The following is a 22876-nucleotide window of genomic DNA, read 5'->3' as shown; positions in this document are numbered from 1 at the left end:
GGCACGCATCAAAGATGCACACCCTCCCGTTGGGCCCAGCCTCGCTGCGCTCGGCGGGTGGCCTTAAAAAAGATGCCATCAGAACGCCGGTCTCGTCTTTTCCACGACACCGACGAAAGCCGCTGCTGCAGGCGACGGGTTGGCCTGCGAATGCATGGCCAACCCAATCTTTCTCGTCCTGACCGGGTCCAGCGGCTTGCTCACCCACCCCTCACCCCCGTTTACCTTTGGCAACGCCATCTCGGCCACAACGGAAACGCCCTGGTTGCGTGACACCATCGTCAACGTGCTGAGAATCTGCGACGTGCGATAGCGCACGTTTGGGCTGAGGCGGGACTGCGTGAACAGCCGCCGGATAATCCCTGCGGACCCGGATTCGGGCATGATGAATGGCCGCTCGCACAGTTGCTCCAGCCGGACCGAGGGCTGATCCGCCAATGCGCTGTCAGCCGCCACCAGCGCCACAAACTGATCCTGTGCGATGGGCCATGTCCGAAAGCGGTCATCCGGCAAGACAACAAACCCCAGGTCGATGCGCCGATCCTCGATCCACCGGATGATCTCATCGTCGGGGGCCTCTTCAACCATCACTTCGATACCCGGGTGTTCTTTATGAAACCTCTCCAAAAGACGCGGAAGCAATTGCAGCGAAGAGGTGGCCCCGAATGACCCGATGCGCAGCCTGCCGGACTGTACGCCGCGATACTCAAGAGCTTCCTGATGAATGGCGTCAGCCAACCCCAGTATTTCGCGAGCGCGCGCCAACAGACGCTCTCCTACGGGCGTCAATTCGATTGGGGAAACCGTGCGGTCGAAAAGAGCCACGCCAAGCTCGGTTTCAAGGGTCTTGAGAGCATGGGACACCGCGGGCTGACTGACCCCCAAACGCAAGGCAGCCGCCGTAAACCCACGGGTTTCAGCAAGCGTGGCAAAGATTTCAAGTTGACCAAAAGTCATAAGCAAACTCTCATTTGACTATAACTCAATATAACTGAAATTCGATGTGGGCAAACTGAACTTTTAGGTGCCCCAATGCCTCATGTCGCGCCGCGTCTCGTCCCCTCACAAAACATCCGGCTCTATGCCTCTCTGTCGATGATGGCCTTTCTTTGGGGCGGCACTTTTGTCGCTGGCCGCCTGGTGTCGGCCGAAATGCCCCCCCTTGTCGCCGCAATGGCCCGGTTCGGCCTGGCCGCGCTTCTCCTCCTTTGGCTCGTGAGGAAAGAAGAAGGCGGTCTGCCACGCCTCACCTGGCGGCAAAGCGGCCTGATGGCACTGCTCGGCCTGTCTGGCGTTTGCCTCTACAACCTGTTTTTCTTTGCCGCTTTGGCCGAGATGCCTGCGTCGCGCACAGCCCTTTTTGTGGCCTTCAACCCGATAGCGGTCGCGCTGATCGGGGCTCTGACAGCACAACGGTTGCTTCCAATCGATCAGACCGCCGGGATTTGCGTGGCTCTGATTGGGGCCGTGATCGTGATCAGCGGGGGCGACATTGCCGGGCTGTTGATTGACGTTGGGGCCGGATTTGGGCGCGGCGAGCTGTTCATGCTCGCCGCTGTCGGCAGCTGGGTCGGCTACACGCTTCTCGGTCGCACAGCACTTGGCAGCATATCGCCCTTGGCCGCAACAACATGGGCGGCGCTGTTCGGATTTGTATTTCTGGCAATGGGATTGCTGATCGCCGGGCCGACACAGCCCCTGCAACTGCCCACTCTCACCTGCACCCTGGCCATCCTGTATCTGGCCATCGGAGGAACAGTGGTGCCATTCGTCTGGTTCTATCTTGGCGTGCGCGAGCTTGGGCCCGAACGGACAGCGGTGTTCACCAATCTTGTGCCAGTCTTTGGGGTTGGGCTCGGGGCAGCCATTCTGCACGAACCTTTGGAGGCCGCGATGCTGGCGGGGGGTGCTCTGGTGATCGCCGGTGTTTTTTTGACCAACCGAAAATGAAGCCTGGCCCTGATGTTTGGCGACGAGCAAAAGCCATCAGATGATGGCCGCGCGGCTCGACCCAAACGTAACACGGTCAGAACTTCATTCACTGTTCCGAAAGGTGTCTTACCAAATTCCATATTCACGTGCCGCACCACAGCAGCACACAGCGGTGCACGCTTGGTGCACGCATAGTGCACGGATATCATAGGCTGAAATCTAGCTCTCGCCGCTTTTAGTTGCGCCGCGTCGCAGCGCGAAGAATTCTTTTAACACCTGCTCACATTCCTGCGCCGCAATACCGTCATAGACCTCAGGCCGATGATGCGCCTGGGGATGGGAAAACACCCGCGCGCCATGGGCCACGCCGCCCGATTTCGGGTCGGACGCGCCATAGTAGATCCGCCCAATCCGCGCGGCGGCCAGGGCGGCGGCACACATCGCACAGGGCTCCAGCGTGACGTAAAGGTCATAGCCCACCAGCCGTTCCGTCCCCGCCTCGGCACAGGCCGCACGCAGGGCGACGATCTCGGCGTGCGCAGTAGGGTCATTCCATTCCCGTGTGCGATTTCCGGCCGCGGCCACAACGTCACCCTGAGGCGAGACGATGACGGCACCCACGGGCACCTCGCCGCGGTCTGCGGCGGCGCGGGCCTCGGCAAGTGCCTGATTCATATGGGATTTGAATGTCATACCATAAACTGCCCAAGAATGGGTGCTTTCGCAAGCGACCGGAATGGGCTAAAGCCCCAATCCATGAGCAAAACCCCAACTTCCGAGACGCCAAAAGGCGACCGTATCGCCAAGGTTCTGGCCCGCGCAGGCGTCGCCTCGCGCAGGGACTCCGAACGGCTGATCCAGGCCGGGCTGGTCACGGTGAATGGCAAGACCATCACCTCTCCGGCGTTGAACGTCACCGACAATGACAAGATCACGGTCGAAGGCAAGCCGATCAAGGCGCCCGAACCGGCGCGCCTGTGGCTTTACCACAAACCCACGGGCCTGGTGACCACGGACCGCGATGAAAAGGGGCGCGCCACGATCTATGACGAACTGCCCGAGGACATGCCCCGCGTGATGAGCGTTGGTCGGCTCGACCTGAACTCCGAAGGCCTCTTGCTGCTGACCAATGACGGCGGCGTCAAACGCAAGCTCGAGCTGCCTTCGACGGGATGGGTGCGCAAGTACCGTGTCCGGGTGAACGGCCGCCCGAAAGAGGAAGATTTTGCCCCACTGCGCAAGGGGTTGGTGATCGATGGGGAACGGTTCCAGCCGATGACCGTCTCGCTGGACAGGCAACAGGGGGCAAACGCCTGGCTGACGGTGGCGATCCGCGAAGGCAAGAACCGCGAAATCCGCCGCGCGATGGAAGAGATCGGCCTGTCGGTGAACCGCCTGCTGCGTGTCTCTTATGGCCCGTTTCAGTTGGGCCAGCTCAAGGCCGGTGAAGTCGAAGAGATCCGCCGCCGCGTTCTGCGCGACCAACTTGGCTTGGATGCCGAAGGCAATCCGCAGGACGAGGACACCAAAGCCCCCGCACGCCCGCAGCGCCGACGTGGCCCCGCTGGAAAACCCGGCGTAAGCGATCCAAGCAAAAGTCAGCGTCGCCCCGGCAAGCCTGCGGGCAAATCAGGACCTAAACCGACAGGCAAACCCGGCCCACGTGCCGGAGGCCCCAAAGGCAAGCCCCCGGCGAAAAAGCGCCGGGACTGAGCGATTTAGCGCAGACTTCCCCCTAGCAAGGCGGCGCGCCATCGCCTAGTTTCATGGGCAACGGCTCATCGAGGGGGGCGGCATGTCTCAGACCGGAGTTCAGAAACTGGCCTATGGGGCCCTTATCGTCCTGCTGTTTGGTGTCTGCACCGGATGGCTGGGGGGGCTCTGAACCCATGGCGCAACGATATGGCGGAAAATACAGCCCCGACGGCAACTCAGACGAGGCCGCCAAGCCCCGCGGCACTTTTGACGGCGCACGGGTAGAACCCGCAGGCGCAAGGGCAAATGTGATGTTTGTCCCGGCGATCCCGTTGGTGTTCATGTCCATCAATGACGGCGCCATTGGCATGTCTCTGGGGCTGGTCGCGGCAGGCCTGCTGACCGGTGCAGCCCTGCTGCTGCGCGAAGGACTGCGCGCCGAAGCGGCGTTCAATGCTCGCAAAGTGGCGCGCCGCCCAGCCTTTCCACGCAAAATGGCGGCCAGCCTGCTGACAGGCATCGGTGTCGGTATTGCGGCGTTTCGCAATGATTACCTGGACGCCGAGGTCGCCGGTCAGGTCAGCCTGATCGCACCTGTACTGTTCGGTGCTGCCGGAACAGCCTTGCACGCGCTTGCCTTTGGCATCGACCCGATGTCGAACAAAGGGATGGAAGGTGTCGACACCTTTCAACAGGATCGCGTCGCCCGCGTGGTGGACGAGGCCGAAGCCTATCTGGATGCCATGACCGAAGCCGTCAAACGCGCCAAGAACCGCCAAGTCGAGGCGCGTGTCGAGCGGTTTCAAACCACCGCCCGCGACCTCTTTCGTACGGTCGAAGAAGACCCCCGCGACCTGAGCGGCGCGCGCAAGTATCTGACCGTTTACTTGCGCGGTGCACGCGACGCGACGGTGAAATTTGCCGACTTCTACAGCCGCAGCCGCGATGAAAAGGCGCTCGCGGATTATGTCGCCCTTCTGGACGACCTGGAACAGAACTTTGCTGCCCGAACCCAAAAGATGCTGCTGGACGACCGCAGCGACCTGACCGTGGAAATCGACGTGCTGCGCGACCGTTTGCAGCGCGAAGGTGTCCGGTTGGATTGACCGCCCATTAACGTGGCCCAAACGTAACGAGGAACCCCAAAATGTCCGACACAGTTCGTCAAAAGGCCGCTGAGGCCACAACCGCGGTTGAGGAAGTAACAGCCGTTGTTCTGCCCGAACCGCAGGCCGAGGTGGTATCAATGCAAGAGGCCGATGAACCGGTGGGCGCCGAGATCCGCAAGCGTATGAACGAGATCGACATGGGTAACACCAACTCGATCGTGGCGTTCGGCTCGGGTGCGCAGGCGGAATTGCAAGAGATCAGCCAAGCGATGTTGGCCGATGTGCGCAACAAGGATGTAGGACCAGCGGGCGACAGCCTGCGCAATATCGTCACCACCATTCGCGGCTTTTCGGTCAGCGAGTTGGATGTGCGTCGCGAGCGTAGCTGGTGGGAGAAACTGCTGGGCAAAGCTGCACCCTTTGCCAAGTTCACCGCGCAGTACGAGCAGGTCCAAGGCCAGATCGATCGGATCACAGATGATCTGTTGGGGCATGAACACACCCTGCTCAAGGACATCAAATCCCTCGACCTGCTCTATGACAAGACGCTGAATTTCTACGACGAACTGGCGCTATACATCGCGGCGGGCGAGGAAAAGCTGACCGAACTCGACAGCACCGTGATCCCTGCCAAAGAAGCCGAAGTTCAGGCTGCACCCGAAGATGAACAGGTGATGGAGGCGCAGGAGCTGCGCGACCTGCGGGCCGCGCGGGACGATCTGGAACGCCGGGTGCATGACCTGAAACTGACCCGCCAAGTGACCATGCAATCCCTGCCCTCGATCCGCCTGGTGCAGGAAAACGACAAGTCGCTGGTGACCAAGATCAACTCGACGCTCGTCAACACCGTACCGCTGTGGGAGACGCAGCTGGCGCAGGCCGTCACCATCCAACGCTCGGCCGAAGCTGCGGCGGCAGTGCGTGACGCCAATGACCTGACCAACGAACTGTTGACGTCGAATGCGGCGAACCTGCGCGAGAGCAACAAGATGATCCGACAGGAAATGGAGCGTGGCGTCTTTGACATCGAAGCGGTAAAACAGGCCAATGCAGATCTGATCGGCACCATTCAGGAAAGCCTGCAGATCGCGGATGAAGGCAAGGCCAAACGGGCCGCAGCCGAGGAAGACCTCAAGAAAATGGAGGCCGAATTGCGCGATACCCTGGCGGCTGCCAAAGCGCGCAAGGATGGGATCGGCGACAACTCTGGCACAGCCGTGCCGAACTGATCGGTGCGGTTCACGGGTCGCATAGGCGGGCGTATGGGGGCGGCATTGGCCGCCCTTGCGGCGTTGTCGGCCTGTGACCCGACACCGCGCACGACCCCCTTCCCCCAGAACAGACCAGCCGGGCTGGCCCCTGTCGGGGACGAGGTGACGCCCCAATCGGCGGCAAGCCAGGATCTGGCCCGCTACTATGAGAAAGTTCAGAACGATCTGCTGACGCGCGGCCTGCTGCGCACCGATGGCGGCGGGCCGGACACGCCCTATGACGCAAACGATCTGGCCAGGAACTTTGAAACAATCGCATTCTTTGACGAATACCGTCCTGGCGGGCTGACCTCTTCGGGTCGCGGATCAAGCGGCCAGCTCAGCCGATGGAGCGGGCCAGTCCGGGTGAACACCGAATTCGGCGCCTCTGTTCCGCTGGACCAGCGCGCTACGGACCGGGCCAGCGTGGATGGCTATGTGGCGCGACTGGCCCGGATTACGGGGCATCCGATCAGCACGACATCAAAGAACGCGAATTTTCATGTCTTTGTCGCCGGAGAAGACGACAGCGATTTCCTGCAAGCGCGGCTGAAACAGCTGATCCCCTCGATCAGCCGCGAAGAGCTGGCGATCTTCCGCGATCTGCCGCAGTCGTTCTATTGCCTGGTGGTGGCGGTTTCAGGCAACGGCACGCCCTACAACTACACCCGCGCAGTGGCGCTGATCCGGGCCGAGCATCCGGACCTGGTGCGTCTGTCCTGCGTGCATGAGGAAATCGCCCAAGGTCTGGGCCTACCCAATGATAGCCCCCGCGCGCGGCCCTCGATCTTCAACGACGACGATGAGTTTGCGCTGCTGACCAGCCATGACGAGAAGCTGTTGATGATGCTCTACGATCCTCGGCTGAAACAGGGCATCACCGCGGAAGAGGCCCGCCCGGTGGTGAACATTCTGGCACGCGAAGCGATGGGGCAGTCGCTCTAGGTCGTTTTGTTCAAGCGGTAAGGCCTTCTCCTTCCGGTGTTGGACAGAAGCATAGGGTTGCGTCTGTCAGTGCTGCGCCGAGCCGCAGGCGAGGCGCGCGGCCCAACGGAGCAAGGGCCCGTCAGGGCATGATGCGAGGGCGGGAGCCCTCCGAGCTGATTTTCACCGACCTGAAACAACATCGACTTCTGCCTACGGGGATGATTTCAGGTGCTTTCTCCCTTTCGACGGACACCAGTCTTGCATAGATTTGCCCGGCGGAACCGGTATAGTTCCGCTCAATTGACATGGGAGCTGCAGATCATGGGTATTTTCGATTTTCTCTCGGGACAGTTCATCGACGTCATTCATTGGGTCGATGATACGCGGGACACGATGGTCTGGCGGTTCGAGCGTGAAGGGCATGAGATCAAGTACGGAGCCAAGCTGACTGTGCGCGAAGGGCAAGCGGCGGTTTTTGTACATGAGGGGCAGCTGGCGGACGTGTTCACGCCCGGTCTCTACATGCTCGAAACCAACAACATGCCGATCATGACGACGCTGCAGCATTGGGATCACGGGTTCAAATCGCCTTTCAAGTCCGAGATCTACTTCGTCAACACCACGCGATTCAATGATCTCAAATGGGGCACCAAGAACCCGATCATGCTGCGCGACCCCGAGTTCGGCCCCACCCGCATCCGTGCCTTTGGCACCTACACCGTGCGTGTCAAGGACCCAGCCCGTTTCCTGATCGAGATCGTGGGCACGGACGGTGAATTCACCATGGACGAAATCTCGTTCCAGGTGCGCAATATCATCGTGCAGGAGTTTTCCCGCATCATTGCCGGTTCGGGCATCCCGGTTCTGGACATGGCCGCCAACACCGCCGATCTGGGCAAGCTGATTGCAGCCGAAGTCTCGCCCGTGCTGGAAGGATATGGGTTGGAGATGCCGGAGTTTTACATCGAAAACATCTCACTGCCCCCTGCCGTCGAGGCGGCACTGGACAAGCGCACCTCGATGGGACTGGCAGGAGATCTGGGCAAGTTCACGCAGTATTCGGCAGCCGAAGCAATGACCGCCGCCGCCAGCACCCCCAACAGCGGTATGGGCGCGGGCCTTGGCATGGGAATGGGCATGGCAATGGCCCAGCAAATGGGACAGATGGCAGCGGGTCAACCCTCTGGTCCATGGGGCACCCGCCCCGCCCCCGCTGCGCCGCATGGGGCATCGCCTGTTGCACCGCCGCCGCCACCGCCGGTCGAGCATGTCTGGCATATCGCGGTGGATGGGGTCACATCCGGTCCCTTCTCGAAAGCCAAGTTGGGGCGCATGGCCACAGGCGGAGAGATCACACGCGAAACCTATGTCTGGACTGCCGGGCAAGACGGATGGAAACGCGCCGAAGACGTGCAGGAACTGGCGCAGCTTTTCACCATTCTGCCGCCACCGCCGCCTGGTGCGTAACCGATGAATCGACGTTCTGTTCTGAAATGGATGCACTGGCTGTCCGCCGGGCTGATCGGATATTTCTTTCTGGTCGAACCCGATGAAGTACCCGCTGATCCCGGCGCTGGCCTCAGCACCCATGCAGGCATGGGGCTTTTGCTGGCCATCGTTGTCGGCATTTGGACCCTGATCTATCTGCGAAAAGGATTGGCAGGCCGTCCTGGCCCAAAATTGCCGGGCGTTACCAAGCGCCTTCATCCGCTGTCCCACAAGGCCCTGCAATGGGGCATGCCGATTGTTGTCGCCACTGGTGCCATGGCCGGCCTTGCCGCGCCTTTTGCCATTCGCGCCTTTGGTTGGCTCCAGATCAACCCGGGCTTCGGCAGCAAAACCATCCATGACCTGGCGCAAGACGTTCACGAGCTTGCCTTTGACGCGCTCATCCTTGTGGTGGTTGCCCATATCGGCTTTCACCTGTGGCGGCACCTCTGGCTAAAGGACAACGCCCTGCGTATCATGGTTCCGCGAATTCGGCACAAATACCTTTGACGGAGCGATTGGATGACCCTGCCTGTGGACAAGCCCCGAACGGGTGGCCCGGACAATTGGGCTTCGTCCGAACACAGCCCTCCGCCGCGCCGACAACACATGACGCCCAGGCAACGTCCCTATGCGCGCAACCTGCCTCTGCGCCACGCACGTCCCAGTTTTCACCGCATCGGAGCCTGCGTGGCCGCGATGATGAAAAACGTTCTGGCGACGGACAAACGTTCTGCCTTCTGCCATCTGCAACGCGACGAGTGAGCCACCGATGACACCTGTGCCCCCGCCCCCTCCATCTGACATCGTCCCGCAGAAACAGGCAAAGGACGAACATCGCTTTCCCTGCGACAATTGTGGTGCAGACTATCGGTTCAATCCAACTGACGGCACGCTGAGCTGTGACCATTGCGGTCATTCCCGCGAGATCAAGGCAGGCCCGTGGAAAGGTGCAACGCTGCGTGAGCTGGATTTCGACGCCGCCATGGCACAAGACCTGCCCGAGGCCGAGATCGAGGAAACCCGCGTCCTGAGCTGCCCAAACTGCGCCGCTCAAGTCGAGTTCGATCCCGACACCCACGCTGCCGAATGCCCGTTTTGCGCAACGCCCGTTGTCACGGGCACCGGAGTCAATCGACACATAAAACCACGCGGAGTGCTGCCGTTTGCCTTGGACGAACGCTCAGCCCATGGGGCTATGAGCGATTGGCTGGGTGCGCTGTGGTTCGCGCCGAATGGCCTGAAGGAATACGCCCGCAAGGGCCGCAAGATGCAGGGCATCTATGTCCCCTACTGGACCTTTGATGCCGACACCAAATCCAGCTATCGCGGCGAGCGCGGCACCGTTTATTATGAGACGCGCACCGTCATGCGCGACGGCAAGCAGGTTACCGAACAGGTACCCAAGATCCGTTGGTCACCCAAATCCGGCCGTGTCGCCCGGTTCTTTGACGATGTGCTGGTTTTGGCCTCGACCAGCCTTCCAAAGTCCTACACCGACGCGTTGGAACCTTGGGACTTGCCCGCGCTAGAGCCCTATCAGCCGCAATACTTGGCCGGGTTCCGGGCCGAGGCTTATACCGTCGAGCTGAAAGACGGCTACACCGAGGCGCGCGGCCACATGGCTCGCGTGATCGAGCGTGATGTGCGCTTTGACATCGGTGGGGATCAACAGCGTATCCATGACATCGACACCACGATCTCGGATGTGACGTTCAAGCATATTCTGCTGCCGGTCTGGCTGGCCGCGTATAAGTATCGCGGCAAAACCTATCGCTTTGTTGTCAATGGACGTACGGGCCGGGTGCAAGGCGAACGCCCCTGGTCAGCGATCAAGATCACTATCGCCGTGACCCTGGGTCTGCTAGCAGCCGCGGGCCTAGGCTATTTGGTGGCCACGAACCAGTGACACGCATTCGGGCCTAGGCAGCCGACATGGCCTGGATCACCGTCGCACGCGATTGCACCGCCCCGGTCTGCAGGTATTCCATTGCCCTTAGCGCGGCCTCATGCGCTTGGATCGAGGACCCGCCAACGCAGTCTTCGACCACGCGGCAGAAGTAGTCGGATTGGTGCCCGTCAACAAATGTGTAGTGCACGCAGACGTCCGTCAGGCCACCGCACAGGATCAGCGTGTCGGCCTTCAGCCCCCTGAGCAAGATCTCGAAATCCGTGCCAAAAAAGGCCGAGTATCGTCGTTTCGGAATCACATAGTCGCCGGGCCGAAATCCCATCTCTTCCTTGGCCACTTCGGTGCGCGGGTCCCCTTCGAGGCAATGCACGTCCTCATCCCCGTCCAGCTCGCGCCCGAAATCGATCAGATCGGGGCGGTGAACCTCTTGGATGAAGATCACCGGGATATCATTGTCATGGGCTGCATCGACCAGATCCCGCGCCGCGATCATCCGATCCTTGTAGCCGGGCATGTTGTCGATGGAGCGCACTTCACTGTCATCGATGAACGTGCTTTTCTGAATGTCGATGACGATCAGGGCGGGCTTGCCCTCGATCAGGTTGCGGGCCTGTTTCGCTTTGCTGGTCATTTTTAAGCTCCTTTGTTCTCAATGCGCGTCCGCGCCCAATATCAGCATCCCGACAAGCAAGAAGGCCACGCCGAGAAGGGTGGTTGCGGTTAAGGGTTGGCCAAAAGCCAGGACGCCAAGGGCAACCGCCCCGACCGAGCCAATGCCCGTCCAGATCGGATAGGCAATACCCAAAGGAAGCCGCGACATCGCCGCATAAAGCGCAATCAGGCTTGCAATCATGGCGACAACTGTCACCACGCCAAGCGTCCACGAAAAACCCGATGCAAGCTTCTTGAGCCCTGTTGCCCAAGCAACCTCCAACGCGCCTGCTGTCAGTAGAAAAATCCACGCCATGTTGACCACCGAATTTGGCAGGTCGTCCTGACATTAGCCCGGGAAAGGCCGGGTCGTCCCGGCAGGCGGATGAGGGTTTGATATTGATGTGGCTGCAGCCTGTCAATTCCATGCTTATCCCGCGTATGACCACGTATCGGCAAATTCCGATCGCCCGCGCCGGTTTCACATCTCGGGGCTTGAACCTGCCGGGTTGCCCCGCCAAGGTGCGGCCCAAGAGGAGAACCGCCCATGTCCTATGACGCCTTGAACGATCTGCTGAGCAGCCGCCACTCTTGCCGCGCGTTCCGCCCCGATCCGGTGCCACGTGCCGTGATCGAGCAGATCCTGACAGCGGCGCAACGCGTGCCAAGCTGGTGCAACGCGCAGCCTTGGCAGGTTCTGATCACCAGCGGCGCCGAGACCGACAGTTTTCGCGAAGCTTTGCAGAACGAGGTGGCAACTGGTGCCCCCAAGCCCGACTTGCCGTTCCCGTCCGCCTACACCGGCGTCTATCAAGATCGACGCCGCACCTGTGGCTGGGCACTGTATGAAGCGGTCGGGGTCGAAAAAGGGGACCGCGCGGGATCCGCGCAACAGATGATGCAGAACTTTGCCCTGTTTGGCGCGCCGCACTGCGCCATCTTGCACAGCCCTGCGGATCTGGGCCCATATGGGGCGATGGACACCGGCGGTTATGTGGCGGCCTTTACTTTGGCGGCCCAAGCGCTTGGCGTTGCAACGATCCCGCAGGCGGCTGTTGCCTCATACGGGCCGTTCCTGCACCGCTATTTCGACATCCCCGAAGATCGGCTGATCCTCTGCGCCATTTCCTTTGGGTATTCTGATACGGACCACCCGGCCAATGGGTTCAGAACCCAACGGGCAAGCCTGGATGAAACGGTGACATGGCAGGGATGAACCCCGCCCATATCTTATGTTGTGGCGAGGCTGTGATGGATCTCGTCCCGCAGGCCGACACCTCGGATGCTCTGCTTCCTGTCGTGGGGGGCGCGGCGGTCAATTGCGCAGTTGCCTTGTCGCGCCTTGAGGTGCCAGTGGGCTTTGTTGGGGTTTTATCCACGGATGCCATGGGCCAGCGCATGTCCGAGCATTTGCGGCGCGAGGGGGTCGATGTCTCGCTGGCCCGCCGCAGCGACAGACCTTCGTCTTTGGCAATTGCTCAGGTAAAGCCGGGTGGCATCCACTTTGATCTTTATGATGAAAACAGCGCCGGACGGTCCCTGACGCCAGACCAGTTGCCCGTACTTTCAGAAACGGTAAAGGCCCTGATTTTTGGCGGTATCAGCCTGGTGCATGCGCCCGCAGCCGATGCGTTTGAGCGGCTGATGGCGTGCGCCAAGGATCGATTGACGTGGCTGGACCTGAACATTCGCCCATCCGTGATCCGCGACGCAGAAAGCTATCGCGCGCGTCTGGGGCGGCTGATCCGCCGGGCTTCGATCATCAAGGTCTCGGACGAAGATCTGGCGTGGTTCGGCCCCCTGCCCGATCTGCGCCCCGATCAGCTGATGTTGCACACACGCGGCGCAGATGGGGTCGAGGCGCGGATGGGGAATTGGCGGCACAGGACCCCTGCCCCCAAGGTCACGGTGCAGGACACCGTTGGCGCAGGTGACACATTCAATGCCGGAGTTCTCGCATCACTGGCCCATGCAGATATGCTAGGACCCATTGCAGAGATCGACAAACCCACATTGGCCCAGGCCATCGCCTATGGCGTCCGCGCGGCATCGTACAGCGTCAGTTACCCCGGGGCACATGCCCCCACTCGGAAAGACATCGAATGAGAGCTTTGATACAACGTGTTTCGCGCGCCTCGGTCACGGTTGAGGGCGAGGTTATCGGCGAGATCGGCCAAGGTCTGCTGATCCTGATCTGCGCCATGCAGGGCGATACCCAAGCGCAGTCCGAGCAACTGACCAACAAAATCTCGAAACTGCGGATCTTCAAAGATGAGGCGGGCAAGATGAACCGTTCGCTCAAAGATATCGACGGCTCGGCCCTGATCGTCAGCCAATTCACGTTGGCGGCTGATACCTCACGCGGGAATCGGCCCGGTTTTTCAACGGCTGCGCGACCCGATGAGGGAGAGCGTCTGTATCTCGACTTTGCCGACCGCCTCGCAGGTCTGGGCATCCCGCTGGCCACCGGCAAGTTCGGCGCGGACATGGCGGTGGATTTGCTCAACGATGGTCCCGTCACGATCTGGATGGACACCGAATGACCCCGCAGGACCAAGCTCGCGCGATCTGGCAGGCAGGTGTGGATGCCGTTGGCGGCTACGCGGCAACCGAACTGGCGCTAAGGGACAGCGCGCGCCCTGATCGCATTCTGGCCGTGGGAAAAGCCGCAGCCGCGATGGCGCGGGCCGCAATGGATCGATTTCCCGGCACGCCCTGTCTGGTGGTGACCAAGGACGGCCACGGTGATGGCCTACCCGAAGATATAGAACTGATCGAAGCCGCCCACCCTGTGCCCGACGCCCGCAGCCTGGCCGGTGGGCGCGCGTTGTGTCAAGCGATTGAAACGATGTCCAAGGACAGTTCGCTTTTGTTGCTGGTGTCTGGTGGTGCCTCGTCCCTGGCCGAGGATCTGGTCGATGGTCATGACCTGGACGACCTGACCGCACTGAACACGCGCCTGTTGGCCGAAGGGTTGGACATCACAGCCATGAACGCGGAACGGCGCAAGATTTCGCACGTGAAGGGCGGCAATCTGCTGGCAGGTTTCAAAGGCGCACATGTTGACGTTTTGGCGATTTCTGATGTGCCGGGGGATGACCTGATGGTTATTGGCTCAGGCATTGGGGCCTTGCCGGACCACCATGATTTTCAGGCACAGGCGCGCATCATTGCCAGCAACGCACATGCCCGCGCATCCGCGGCTAACAAGGCCGCGGAGCTGGGATTGGACATCGTAGCCAATTCAGAAGCGCTTCATCAAGACTTGCCCACATTAGCAACACAGGTGGGGGCGCAGCTCCGCAATATGCCGCGCGGTGTGTTGATTCTGGGTGGGGAGCCGACCGTCGTTCTGCCTGAGAACCCCGGCCAAGGTGGCCGCAACCAGGCGCTGGCTCTGGCACTGGCCAAAGAGATCGATGGCGAGGCCGAACTTACCGTTCTGGTCGGCGGAACCGATGGCACCGACGGGCCGACAGATGCCGCCGGTGGCATCGTCGATGGGACGACCTGGACCATCGCAGCAGAGTCGTTTTTGACCGCTGCCGACAGCGGGTCTTTTCTGGCGCAGAAGAACGCTTTGCTGATGACAGGCCCCACCGGCACCAATGTCATGGACCTACTTGTCGCCATCCGCACTTAAGCCGTCGCACGTTCTACTGTCGTGAATGGCATTTTGCCGGTCGCTTCCAGTGCTTGACGTGTCGCTTGTCGCCCGGGACAGTCAGGGGCATGAAAAGCCCGAATACCCTGCTGGACATCGAAGAGCTTCCCGACGTCGGAATCACCCTGTCAGACGGCTGCCGCCTGTCGGCCCGCATCTGGCGCCCCAAGAACGCTGGCACTGCACCCGTGCCAGCCATCCTTGAATACCTGCCCTATCGCAAACGCGACGGCACTTGCGCCCGCGATGCGCTGACCCACCCGTACATGGCCAAACGCGGGTATGCCTGTGTCCGGGTCGACATCCGGGGCAATGGCGACAGCCAGGGGCTGATGGAGGATGAATACACTCAGCAAGAGCTCGACGATGCGGTCGACGTGATCAACTGGCTGGCCGCGCAGGACTGGTGCAGCGGGTCCATCGGTATGATGGGGATCAGCTGGGGCGGGTTCAACGCGCTACAGGTGGCGGCGATGCAGCCAGAACCGCTCAAGGCGGTTGTATCGCTGTGTTCAACAGCGGATCGCTACGCCGACGACATCCACTACAAGGGCGGTTGCCTGCTGAACGAGAACCTGGGCTGGGGCGCGACCATGTGGTCGTTTTCCTCTCGGGCACCTGACCCGGCGCTGGTGGGCGAAGCCTGGCGCGACATGTGGATGGAACGGCTGGAGAACGAACCATTCCTGCCGACGGTGTGGCTGCGTCATCAGACTCGTGACGCCTATTGGCAGCACGGCTCGATCTGCGAGGACTATTCGGCCATCCGCACGCCGGTGCTGACCTTCAGCGGCTGGGGCGACAGTTACATGAACACGGTCCCCCTGCTGGTGGAAAACCTGTCGGTGCCAACCAAAGGCATCAACGGACCGTGGATCCACAAGTACCCTCATTTCGCCATCCCTGGCCCGCGCATCGGCTTCTTGCAAGAGGCGCTGCGCTGGTGGGATCGCTGGCTGAAAGGCATCGAGAACGGGGCCGAGGATGATCCGGATTACCGCGCCTATGTGATGGACGGAATAGTCCCGGAACGCCGGTCCGAACACCGCGACGGACGCTGGATCGCCGAAGCCGAAGGGGCGACATCTCATCTGCCCATCGAAACCTGGCACCTGAGTGATCACGGGCTGGGGGCAGAAGGGCCGCTGGACAGGCAAATCAACACCCCGCTGCATTGCGGGATGGAATGCGGTGAATACGGAAGCTTCTGGGCCGGACCAGAGCTGCCTGGCGATCAGCGCATGGATGACGCCTTGTCGTGCTGCCTTGACAGTGACCCCCTGGATGCAGATCTGGATATCGTTGGCGCGCCGCGCATCCGGCTGTCGCTCACCTCGGACAAGCCGCAGGCTCAGATTGCGGTGCGGCTGAACCACGTGCTGCCCGATGGCACCTCGGCTCGGATCACCTATGGCGTTCTGAACCTGACCCATCGCAACAGCCACAGCGATCCCACGCCGCTGAAACCCGGCGAAAGCTATGACATCACACTCGACCTGGATCACATCGCATACCGCGTGCCAAGGGGTCACCGTTTGCGGATTGCGGTCTCGACCAGCTACTGGCCGATGATCTGGCCTTCGCCCGAGCGGCCCACACTGACGCTTACCCAAGGCCAGATTGATCTGCCGATGCGCCCCGCCGGCTCCAAAGACGAATGGACCTTTCCTCTGGCAGACGCGGACGAGCCGTGGAAGATAACGGTTCTGAAAGACGGCTCCAACACGCGTCGCACCGAGATCGATGAGGCCACCGGCGACGTGCGCTTGATCATCGAAGACGACAACGGACGAACCATAGACGACGACCACGGTTTGATGACCGCCAGTGTCGCGCGCGAGACATGGGTGATTCACCCCGATGACCCGCTTTCTGCACGCGGAACCTGCCATTGGACCGATGAAATGGGACGAGGCGACTGGAATATTCGAACCGAAACGCATTGTGAAATGTGGGCCGATCACGCGGATTTCCACCTCAAAGCCAGCTTGTTTGCCTATGAAAGCGACACCCTTGTGTACAAACGCGACCTGAGTGATAAAATTCCAAGAACCGAAATGTAACTTCGGTCCGGGCAAACCCCTGCATTGAGGCTTGCCCGATGGGGGGAAATACGCAAACCTTGACTCACCAATCAACAAAAACAGCGCAAACCGCGCGACCACTCAACGGGAGTAATCAATGAAAGATCAACTCGACTATATGGCTCAGAACGTGACGGCCGGGAAAATGACCCGTCGCGAGTTCATGGGCAAAGCTGCGGCACTGGGCGTTTCAGCTGCTGTCGCCAGCTCGATGTTTGCCGACGCCGCCAAGGCGGCCAGCCCGGTCAAGGGCGGTGTTCTGAAGATGGGTGTTCAGGGCGGTGAATCCACCAACTCGCAAGACCCCGCACTCTGGGCATCGGATGTTCCGATCGCAGGCGGCCGCAACTGGGCCGAAACCCTGGTCGAGGTCGGCCCCGACGGCAGCCTCGAAGGTCTGGTCGCGGAAAGCTGGGAAGGCTCAGCCGACGCCAAGACCTGGCGCTTCAAGATCCGTCAGGGCATCGAATTCTCGAACGGCAAATCTGTAACCGCCGAAGATGTGATGCGCACGATGGAGCGTCACACCAACGAAGATTCGCAGTCGGGTGCCCTGGGCATCGTCAAAGGCATCGAGTCGATGCGTGCAGACGGCGACGTCTTCGAACTGAAACTGGGCGTCGGCAATGCTGACATGCCGTACCTGATCGGTGACTATCACCTGGCAATCCAGCCCAACGGCGGTTTCGACAACCCGACCGAAGCGGTTTCTACCGGCCCTTACACGCTGGAAAGCGATGAGCCGGGCGTGCGCATGACGTTCAAGCGCAACCCGAACTACTGGGGCGGCGACGCTGTCGCGCACTATGACGGTGTTGAAGTCATCACTCTGAACGACGCGACCGCGCGGACCGCGGCGTTGCAGTCGGGTCAGGTCGACATCATCAACCGCGTTGAACCCAAGATCGCTCAGCTGCTCGATCGCGCGCCGAACCTGGCGGTTCGCAACGTGTCGGGTCGCGGCCACTATGTGTTCATCATGCACGTGGACACGGCACCGTTCGACGTCAACGAGCTGCGCCTGGCGCTGAAATATGCCGTGAACCGCGAAGAGATGGTCGAAAAGATCCTGCGCGGCTATGGCGGTGTTGGCAACGACATGCCGATCAACGCGGCCTACCCGCTGTTCGACGAAACGATCCCGCAGCGTGAGCACGATCTGGCAAAAGCCAAAGAGCACTATGAGAAGTCGGGCCACGACGGTTCACCGATCATCCTGCGCACCGCAGACGGCGCCTTCCCGGGTGCTGTGGACGCGGCCGCTCTGTTCCAGCAGTCGGCGCAAGCCGCTGGCATTCCGCTGGAAATCAAGCGTGAGCCTAACGATGGCTACTGGTCGGAAGTCTGGAACAAGCAGCCCTTCTGCTGCTCGTACTGGGGTGGTCGTCCGGTGCAGGACCAGATGTATTCGACAGCCTATCTGTCGAGCGCAGATTGGAACGACACCCGTTGGAAGGTCCCGGCCTTTGACGAGATGCTCCTGTCCGCACGTGCCGAGCTGGATGAAGCCAAGCGCAAAGAGACCTACTCGCAAATGGGTCAGATGCTGCGCAACGAAGGCGGCCTGATCCTGCCGATGTTCAATGACTTCATCGACGCGGTTTCGAATTCGGTTCAAGGTTATGAGCCCGATCCGAACGGCCCGGTCATGAACTGGTATGCGTCCAAGAAGACCTGGAAAGCCTAAGGTCCAGAACGGATGCATCCGATTGTAAAACTGGTCGCTCAACGCTTAGCGTTGGGCGCCCTACTGCTCCTCGCCGCTTCGGCCTTGATCTTTGGATTGACCGAAGCCCTTCCCGGAGATGCAGCGCAAGCCATCCTGGGACAAGCCGCAACCGCTGAATCCCTTGCCAACCTGCGCGAGGAGATGGGTCTGAACCGACCCGCACTGACCCGCTATTTCGAATGGCTGGGTGGAATTTTGACTGGCGACATGGGTGTCGCTCTTACCAATAAACTGGATATCGCAACCAGTGTTGCTTCGCGTATGTCGAACACACTGTTCCTGGCCTTCTGGGCTGCGTTGATCTCGGTGCCGCTGGCCATTCTCCTTGGGCTGATTGCCGTACGCTATCAGAACCGCTGGCCGGACAAGGCGATTTCGGGTGTCACGCTCGCCTCGATCTCGCTGCCGGAATTCATGATCGCCTATATCCTGATCTTCTTCTTCGCCGTGAAGCTGTTCTGGGCGCCGTCATTTGCGAATATCTCGCCGTCGATGGACCTGCTGGACAAGCTGCACGCGATTGCTCTGCCCGTGGCCGTTCTGGTGATGGTGGTTCTCGCGCACATGATGCGCATGACCCGCGCCGCGATCCTGAACGTGATGCAGTCGGCCTATATCGAGACCGCTGAGCTCAAGGGTTTGACCGGCTTCCAGGTCATCGCGCGTCACGCCTTCCCGAACGCCATTGCTCCGATCGTCAACGTTGTGATGATCAACATGGCCTATCTGGTTGTGGGCGTCGTCGTGGTTGAGGTGGTGTTCGCCTATCCCGGCATGGGACAGTATCTGGTGGACGCAGTGGTGAAACGTGATGTGCCGGTTGTTCTGGCGTGCGGTGTGATCTTTGCCGCGGTCTACATCCTGCTCAACATCTTTGCCGATGTCGTGTCCATTCTCACCAACCCAAGGCTGAGGCATCCAAAATGATGAAGAATATCCCTCTCTCAGCCCTGATCGGATTGGTGATCACGGCAACCTATTTCATCGCTGCCGCCCTGGCCCCCGTCATTGCCCCCTATGGCATGGCCGAGGTTGTGGGCGACGTTTGGGAACCCTCGTCAGCGGAGCACCTGCTGGGCACCGACCAGATTGGTCGCGACCTGCTGAGCCGCATGATCTACGGCGGGCGCACCACCATCTGGATCGCGACCCTGGCGACGATCTTGAGCTTTGCGACCGGGTCCACCTTGGGCTTCTTTGCGGCCGTCATGGGCGGTTGGGTCGACATGGCGCTGTCGCGTCTGGTTGACCTGTTCATGTCGATCCCGTCGCTGATCCTGGCGCTGGTTATCCTGTCATCGATCGAGGCCACGGTTGTGACCCTGATCGTGCTCATGGGCCTGCTCGACTCGACTCGTGTTTATCGCTTGGCCCGTGCGGTCGCCGTAGACATCTCGGTCATGGACTATGTCGAAGCCGCGCGTCTGCGGGGTGAAAAGCTCAAGTGGATCATCTTCCGTGAGATCCTGCCGAACGCCCTGTCGCCGCTGGTGGCAGAACTGGGCCTGCGGTTCATCTTCATGGTTCTGTTCATCTCGACCCTGTCATTCCTGGGTGTTGGCGTTCAGCCGCCGCTCGCAGATTGGGGTGGCATTGTGAAAGAGAACAAGGAAGGTATCAACTTTGGTATCGGTGCGGCGCTCTACCCTGCCGTGGCCATCGCCACGCTGGCGATCTCGGTCAACCTGGTGGCTGACTGGGTTCTGAACCGGACCACATCTCTGAAAGGAGGCCGCGGATGAGCGACACTCTGCTGAAAGTACGCGGCCTCAAGATCGGTGCGACGGTCTATCCGCCGGGCGAAAAGCCTCATGACATCGACATCGTGCACGGGGTCGACTTCGACCTCGAGCGCGGCAAGGTGCTGGGTCTGATCGGGGAATCCGGGGCTGGTAAATCCACCATCGGTCTGGCCTCGATGGCTTATGGCCGGGGCGGTGTGAAGATCACCGGAGGCGAGGTTTGGGTCAATGGCCGTGACATCCTGAAAACCGGGATCAAGGACATCCGCAAGCTGCGCGGCGCCGAAGTGACATACGTGTCGCAGTCGGCGGCGGCCTCGTTCAACCCTGCCAAGAAGATCATGGATCAGGTGATTGAAGCGGCAGTAGAACAGAAGAAGTTCAGCCGCAAGGACGCCGAACAGCGTGCACGCACGCTTTTTGCCAAGCTGGGTCTGCCCGATCCGGACAACATCGGAGAGCGGTATCCGCACCAGGTATCCGGTGGTCAGTTGCAACGTTGCATGACCGCTCTTGCGCTCTGCCCCGAGCCTGATCTGGTGGTGTTTGACGAGCCGACAACGGCTCTGGACGTGACCACGCAAATCGACGTTCTGATGGCGATCAAAGAGGCCATCGCAGACACCGGTGTTGCCGCGCTCTACATCACCCACGACCTGGCGGTTGTGGCGCAGGTAAGCGACGACATCATGGTTCTGCGAATGGGCAACACCATCGAATACGGGGACACCGACCAGATCATCAACCGCCCGCAGGATGAATACACGCAGGCGCTGGTCTCAGTTCGGTCGATCGAGCACGAGGAGAAGGCCCCGACCCCGGAACCGGTGCTGAGCGTCAAGAATATCACTGCACGCTACAAAGGGACCAACTTTGACGTTCTGCACAACGTCAACGTCGATTTGCACCCCGGTCAGACCCTAGCCGTGGTGGGCGAATCCGGGTCAGGCAAATCGACACTTGCCCGCGTCATCACCGGCCTGTTGCCACCGCGCGACGGGCAGATCGACTTTGCCGGGCGCACGCTCAGTAATGATCTGGCTGGCCGTTCGCTGGAAGATCTGCGTGAATTGCAGATGATCTATCAGATGGCGGACACGGCGATGAACCCGCGCCAGACGGTTGGCACCATCATCGGGCGTCCGCTGGAGTTCTACTTCGGCCTGCGGGGAGAAGAAAAGCGCAAGCGGCTTATTGATCTTCTGGACGAGATCGAACTGGGCGAAAAGTTCATGGATCGCTATCCGGCGGAGCTGTCAGGAGGGCAGAAACAGCGTGTCTGTATCGCGCGCTCATTGGCGGCCAAGCCCAAGATGATCATTTGTGACGAGGTGACATCGGCGCTCGACCCGCTGGTGGCGGACGGCATTCTCAAGCTGCTGCTGGATTTGCAGAAGATCGAGAATGTGGCCTATCTGTTCATCACTCACGATCTGGCGACGGTCCGCGCGATCAGCGACAGCATCGCGGTGATGTATCAGGGCCGTGTTGCGCGCTATGGGTCAAAGTCCGAGGTGCTCAGCCCGCCGTTCGACGACTACACCGACCTCCTGCTCAGCTCGGTTCCCGAGATGCGCCTGGGCTGGCTGGAAGAGGTGGTCGCCAACCGCAAGATGGAGAGTGCCGGCAACTGATCCAGAGCCGATACCCCCAAATTGGGAAAGTGCACTGAAATTGGCGCATTTTGCTTGAATACAAAATGCGCCAATATTATTTTAAAGTGTATTGCGAATGTAATGGATCCTACAGTTGTTTTTCCGAATTATCTTGTGCGCCACACTCGCACTCTCAGCTGCTCCCACCCTTGCGCAACAGCTGAACACTCTGGCCAAGAACTCTGAATTCATTGAAGAGTATCTCTCGTACATGAAGAGCAAGAACGTGAAGAGCGTCTACGCGAGCACAAAACCCTACTGCCCCTCCTTGTTTTGGTGGAGCTCGCGGCCAAGTGCGAACAAGGATGCCAAACGCGCGTTTCGCAATGATCTAGCTCGCCGGATGCAGGCTGTCGGGTTCACCAACGCCGAAGTGGAACACTGTGTAGAGAACAGTGGATTCGTCATGGAAAACAGAGCTCTAACGGATCATCCAAAAAACGCGGCCTACAATAACCGGGTGCAGGCGGCGTTCATGATGGTTCGTGATCTGTCTACCGGCTCGATTTCCGAAGCTCCAGCGCTCATCGAAACCAACTCCTACGATGACAGATCTTGGGATGTCTTCGACAGACGTTTCACAAAGCAGTGTAGCTTTGGCACCACCCCAAGCCAGAAGTCCGTCGACATGACGTGCAAGAACTTTGGCAAGCTAAAAGGGTATTACCAAAATGAAGGTAACGACAGATTTACACTTGTTGTGCATAACGCGCGGTATCAAATCGTCTATTTGACCCGCCGCACCCCGTCCTATGCCCGAAGCAAGTTTGAAAAACTGGTTGAGCGAAACAACTAAAACACGAGGATCAAGAAGAGCAAGCAAGCAACTTGGCCGCCTTGATTTCCAGCAGTCCAAAAACCTGAACCAATCTATACCTGTCCGTTTTTTTGCTGGTATTCCGTGACACTTCGATGAAGATTTGAAATCCCGGCGTTTTGCACCTTGGCAGGCGTCGGGATTTTACTATTGGGGGCGTGAATGGACCTGCACGGCCCAACAGGCCCCCTAAGGTCGACAAAACCCGTGACGCGAAAAGG

23 protein-coding genes are annotated in these 22876 nt (G+C 60.2%); 19 read left to right on the top strand and 4 right to left on the bottom strand.

Annotated elements, in window-relative coordinates; genetic code table 11:
- Positions 1-78: 78 nt before the first annotated feature.
- Positions 79-957, bottom strand: coding sequence for a LysR family transcriptional regulator (locus tag TRM7615_RS10130; protein ID WP_108787043.1), 879 nt, complete (start codon positions 955-957; stop codon positions 79-81).
- 75 nt (positions 958-1032) lie between these two features.
- On the opposite strand from TRM7615_RS10130, the gene TRM7615_RS10125 reads away from it, so the two are divergent.
- On the top strand, positions 1033-1950 hold the full coding sequence (locus TRM7615_RS10125; RefSeq protein WP_108787041.1) for a DMT family transporter: 918 nt from the start codon (positions 1033-1035) through the stop codon (positions 1948-1950).
- 201 nt (positions 1951-2151) lie between these two features.
- Here TRM7615_RS10125 and TRM7615_RS10120 read toward each other — a convergent pair whose 3' ends face one another.
- Positions 2152-2625 carry a nucleoside deaminase gene (locus TRM7615_RS10120; RefSeq protein ID WP_108787039.1) on the bottom strand — a complete coding sequence of 158 codons (474 nt, stop codon included), beginning with the start codon at positions 2623-2625 and terminating at the stop codon, positions 2152-2154.
- 63 nt (positions 2626-2688) lie between these two features.
- Between TRM7615_RS10120 and TRM7615_RS10115 the strand changes: the two genes are divergently transcribed.
- The 8 genes from TRM7615_RS10115 to TRM7615_RS10080 all read left to right on the top strand — a co-directional run bounded on the left by TRM7615_RS10115 (position 2689) and on the right by TRM7615_RS10080 (position 10310).
- Positions 2689-3645 (top strand): pseudouridine synthase, encoded by a 957-nt coding sequence (locus tag TRM7615_RS10115; RefSeq protein WP_181893077.1) that lies wholly within the window; start codon positions 2689-2691, stop codon positions 3643-3645.
- 176 nt (positions 3646-3821) lie between these two features.
- Positions 3822-4733: a 5-bromo-4-chloroindolyl phosphate hydrolysis family protein gene (locus tag TRM7615_RS10110; protein WP_108787035.1), complete on the top strand. Its 912-nt coding sequence runs from the start codon at positions 3822-3824 to the stop codon at positions 4731-4733.
- Between the two features lie 41 nt (positions 4734-4774).
- Positions 4775-5965, top strand: coding sequence for a toxic anion resistance protein (locus TRM7615_RS10105; RefSeq protein ID WP_108787033.1), 1191 nt, complete (start codon positions 4775-4777; stop codon positions 5963-5965).
- Positions 5966-5998: 33 nt separating this feature from the next.
- Complete coding sequence (locus TRM7615_RS10100) at positions 5999-6931, top strand: DUF2927 domain-containing protein (RefSeq protein ID WP_108787031.1); 933 nt, start codon at positions 5999-6001, stop codon at positions 6929-6931.
- 303 nt (positions 6932-7234) lie between these two features.
- Positions 7235-8380 (top strand): SPFH domain-containing protein, encoded by a 1146-nt coding sequence (locus TRM7615_RS10095; RefSeq protein ID WP_108787029.1) that lies wholly within the window; start codon positions 7235-7237, stop codon positions 8378-8380.
- A gap of 3 nt (positions 8381-8383) precedes the next feature.
- A complete protein-coding gene (locus TRM7615_RS10090; protein ID WP_108787027.1) occupies positions 8384-8911 on the top strand; it encodes a cytochrome b in 528 nt (175 codons plus the stop codon).
- A gap of 12 nt (positions 8912-8923) precedes the next feature.
- Complete coding sequence (locus TRM7615_RS10085) at positions 8924-9166, top strand: hypothetical protein (RefSeq protein ID WP_108787025.1); 243 nt, start codon at positions 8924-8926, stop codon at positions 9164-9166.
- A 7-nt stretch (positions 9167-9173) separates the two neighbouring features.
- A complete protein-coding gene (locus TRM7615_RS10080) occupies positions 9174-10310 on the top strand; it encodes a TFIIB-type zinc ribbon-containing protein (protein ID WP_108787023.1) in 1137 nt (378 codons plus the stop codon).
- Positions 10311-10323: 13 nt separating this feature from the next.
- On the opposite strand, the gene TRM7615_RS10075 is transcribed toward TRM7615_RS10080, so the two are convergent.
- The gene (locus tag TRM7615_RS10075) at positions 10324-10944 is read right to left on the bottom strand and encodes a cysteine hydrolase family protein (protein WP_108787021.1); all 621 of its coding nucleotides are present in this window, start codon (positions 10942-10944) and stop codon (positions 10324-10326) included.
- An 18-nt stretch (positions 10945-10962) separates the two neighbouring features.
- Positions 10963-11280 (bottom strand): DMT family transporter, encoded by a 318-nt coding sequence (locus TRM7615_RS10070; protein WP_108787019.1) that lies wholly within the window; start codon positions 11278-11280, stop codon positions 10963-10965.
- Positions 11281-11511: 231 nt separating this feature from the next.
- Between TRM7615_RS10070 and TRM7615_RS10065 the strand changes: the two genes are divergently transcribed.
- The 10 genes from TRM7615_RS10065 to TRM7615_RS10020 all read left to right on the top strand — a co-directional run bounded on the left by TRM7615_RS10065 (position 11512) and on the right by TRM7615_RS10020 (position 22634).
- The gene (locus TRM7615_RS10065; protein WP_108787017.1) at positions 11512-12180 is read left to right on the top strand and encodes a nitroreductase; all 669 of its coding nucleotides are present in this window, start codon (positions 11512-11514) and stop codon (positions 12178-12180) included.
- Positions 12168-13070: a carbohydrate kinase family protein gene (locus tag TRM7615_RS10060; RefSeq protein WP_108787016.1), complete on the top strand. Its 903-nt coding sequence runs from the start codon at positions 12168-12170 to the stop codon at positions 13068-13070. Before TRM7615_RS10065 ends, TRM7615_RS10060 begins: the two co-directional genes overlap by 13 nt.
- A complete protein-coding gene (gene dtd, locus TRM7615_RS10055; RefSeq protein WP_108787014.1) occupies positions 13067-13507 on the top strand; it encodes a D-aminoacyl-tRNA deacylase in 441 nt (146 codons plus the stop codon). The genes TRM7615_RS10060 and dtd overlap by 4 nt, the downstream gene beginning before the upstream one ends.
- Positions 13504-14607, top strand: coding sequence for a DUF4147 domain-containing protein (locus TRM7615_RS10050; protein WP_108787012.1), 1104 nt, complete (start codon positions 13504-13506; stop codon positions 14605-14607). The genes dtd and TRM7615_RS10050 overlap by 4 nt, the downstream gene beginning before the upstream one ends.
- Positions 14608-14696: 89 nt before the next feature.
- Positions 14697-16691 carry a CocE/NonD family hydrolase gene (locus tag TRM7615_RS10045; protein WP_108787010.1) on the top strand — a complete coding sequence of 665 codons (1995 nt, stop codon included), beginning with the start codon at positions 14697-14699 and terminating at the stop codon, positions 16689-16691.
- A gap of 118 nt (positions 16692-16809) precedes the next feature.
- The gene (locus TRM7615_RS10040; protein WP_108787008.1) at positions 16810-18399 is read left to right on the top strand and encodes an ABC transporter substrate-binding protein; all 1590 of its coding nucleotides are present in this window, start codon (positions 16810-16812) and stop codon (positions 18397-18399) included.
- 12 nt (positions 18400-18411) lie between these two features.
- The gene (locus TRM7615_RS10035) at positions 18412-19368 is read left to right on the top strand and encodes an ABC transporter permease (RefSeq protein ID WP_108787006.1); all 957 of its coding nucleotides are present in this window, start codon (positions 18412-18414) and stop codon (positions 19366-19368) included.
- Complete coding sequence (locus TRM7615_RS10030; protein ID WP_108787306.1) at positions 19368-20183, top strand: ABC transporter permease; 816 nt, start codon at positions 19368-19370, stop codon at positions 20181-20183. Before TRM7615_RS10035 ends, TRM7615_RS10030 begins: the two co-directional genes overlap by 1 nt.
- Positions 20180-21817 carry an ABC transporter ATP-binding protein gene (locus tag TRM7615_RS10025; RefSeq protein WP_108787004.1) on the top strand — a complete coding sequence of 546 codons (1638 nt, stop codon included), beginning with the start codon at positions 20180-20182 and terminating at the stop codon, positions 21815-21817. The genes TRM7615_RS10030 and TRM7615_RS10025 overlap by 4 nt, the downstream gene beginning before the upstream one ends.
- 115 nt (positions 21818-21932) lie before the next feature.
- Positions 21933-22634, top strand: a complete 702-nt coding sequence (locus TRM7615_RS10020; protein ID WP_125133667.1) for a hypothetical protein — start codon at positions 21933-21935, stop codon at positions 22632-22634.
- Positions 22635-22876: the final 242 nt, after the last annotated feature.

Origin of the sequence: Falsiruegeria mediterranea M17, assembly GCF_900302455.1 — a bacterium.
GTDB lineage: Bacteria > Pseudomonadota > Alphaproteobacteria > Rhodobacterales > Rhodobacteraceae > Falsiruegeria > Falsiruegeria mediterranea.
Note: the sequence above shows the minus strand (reverse complement) of the source record. Positions and strands in the feature narration are given on the sequence as shown.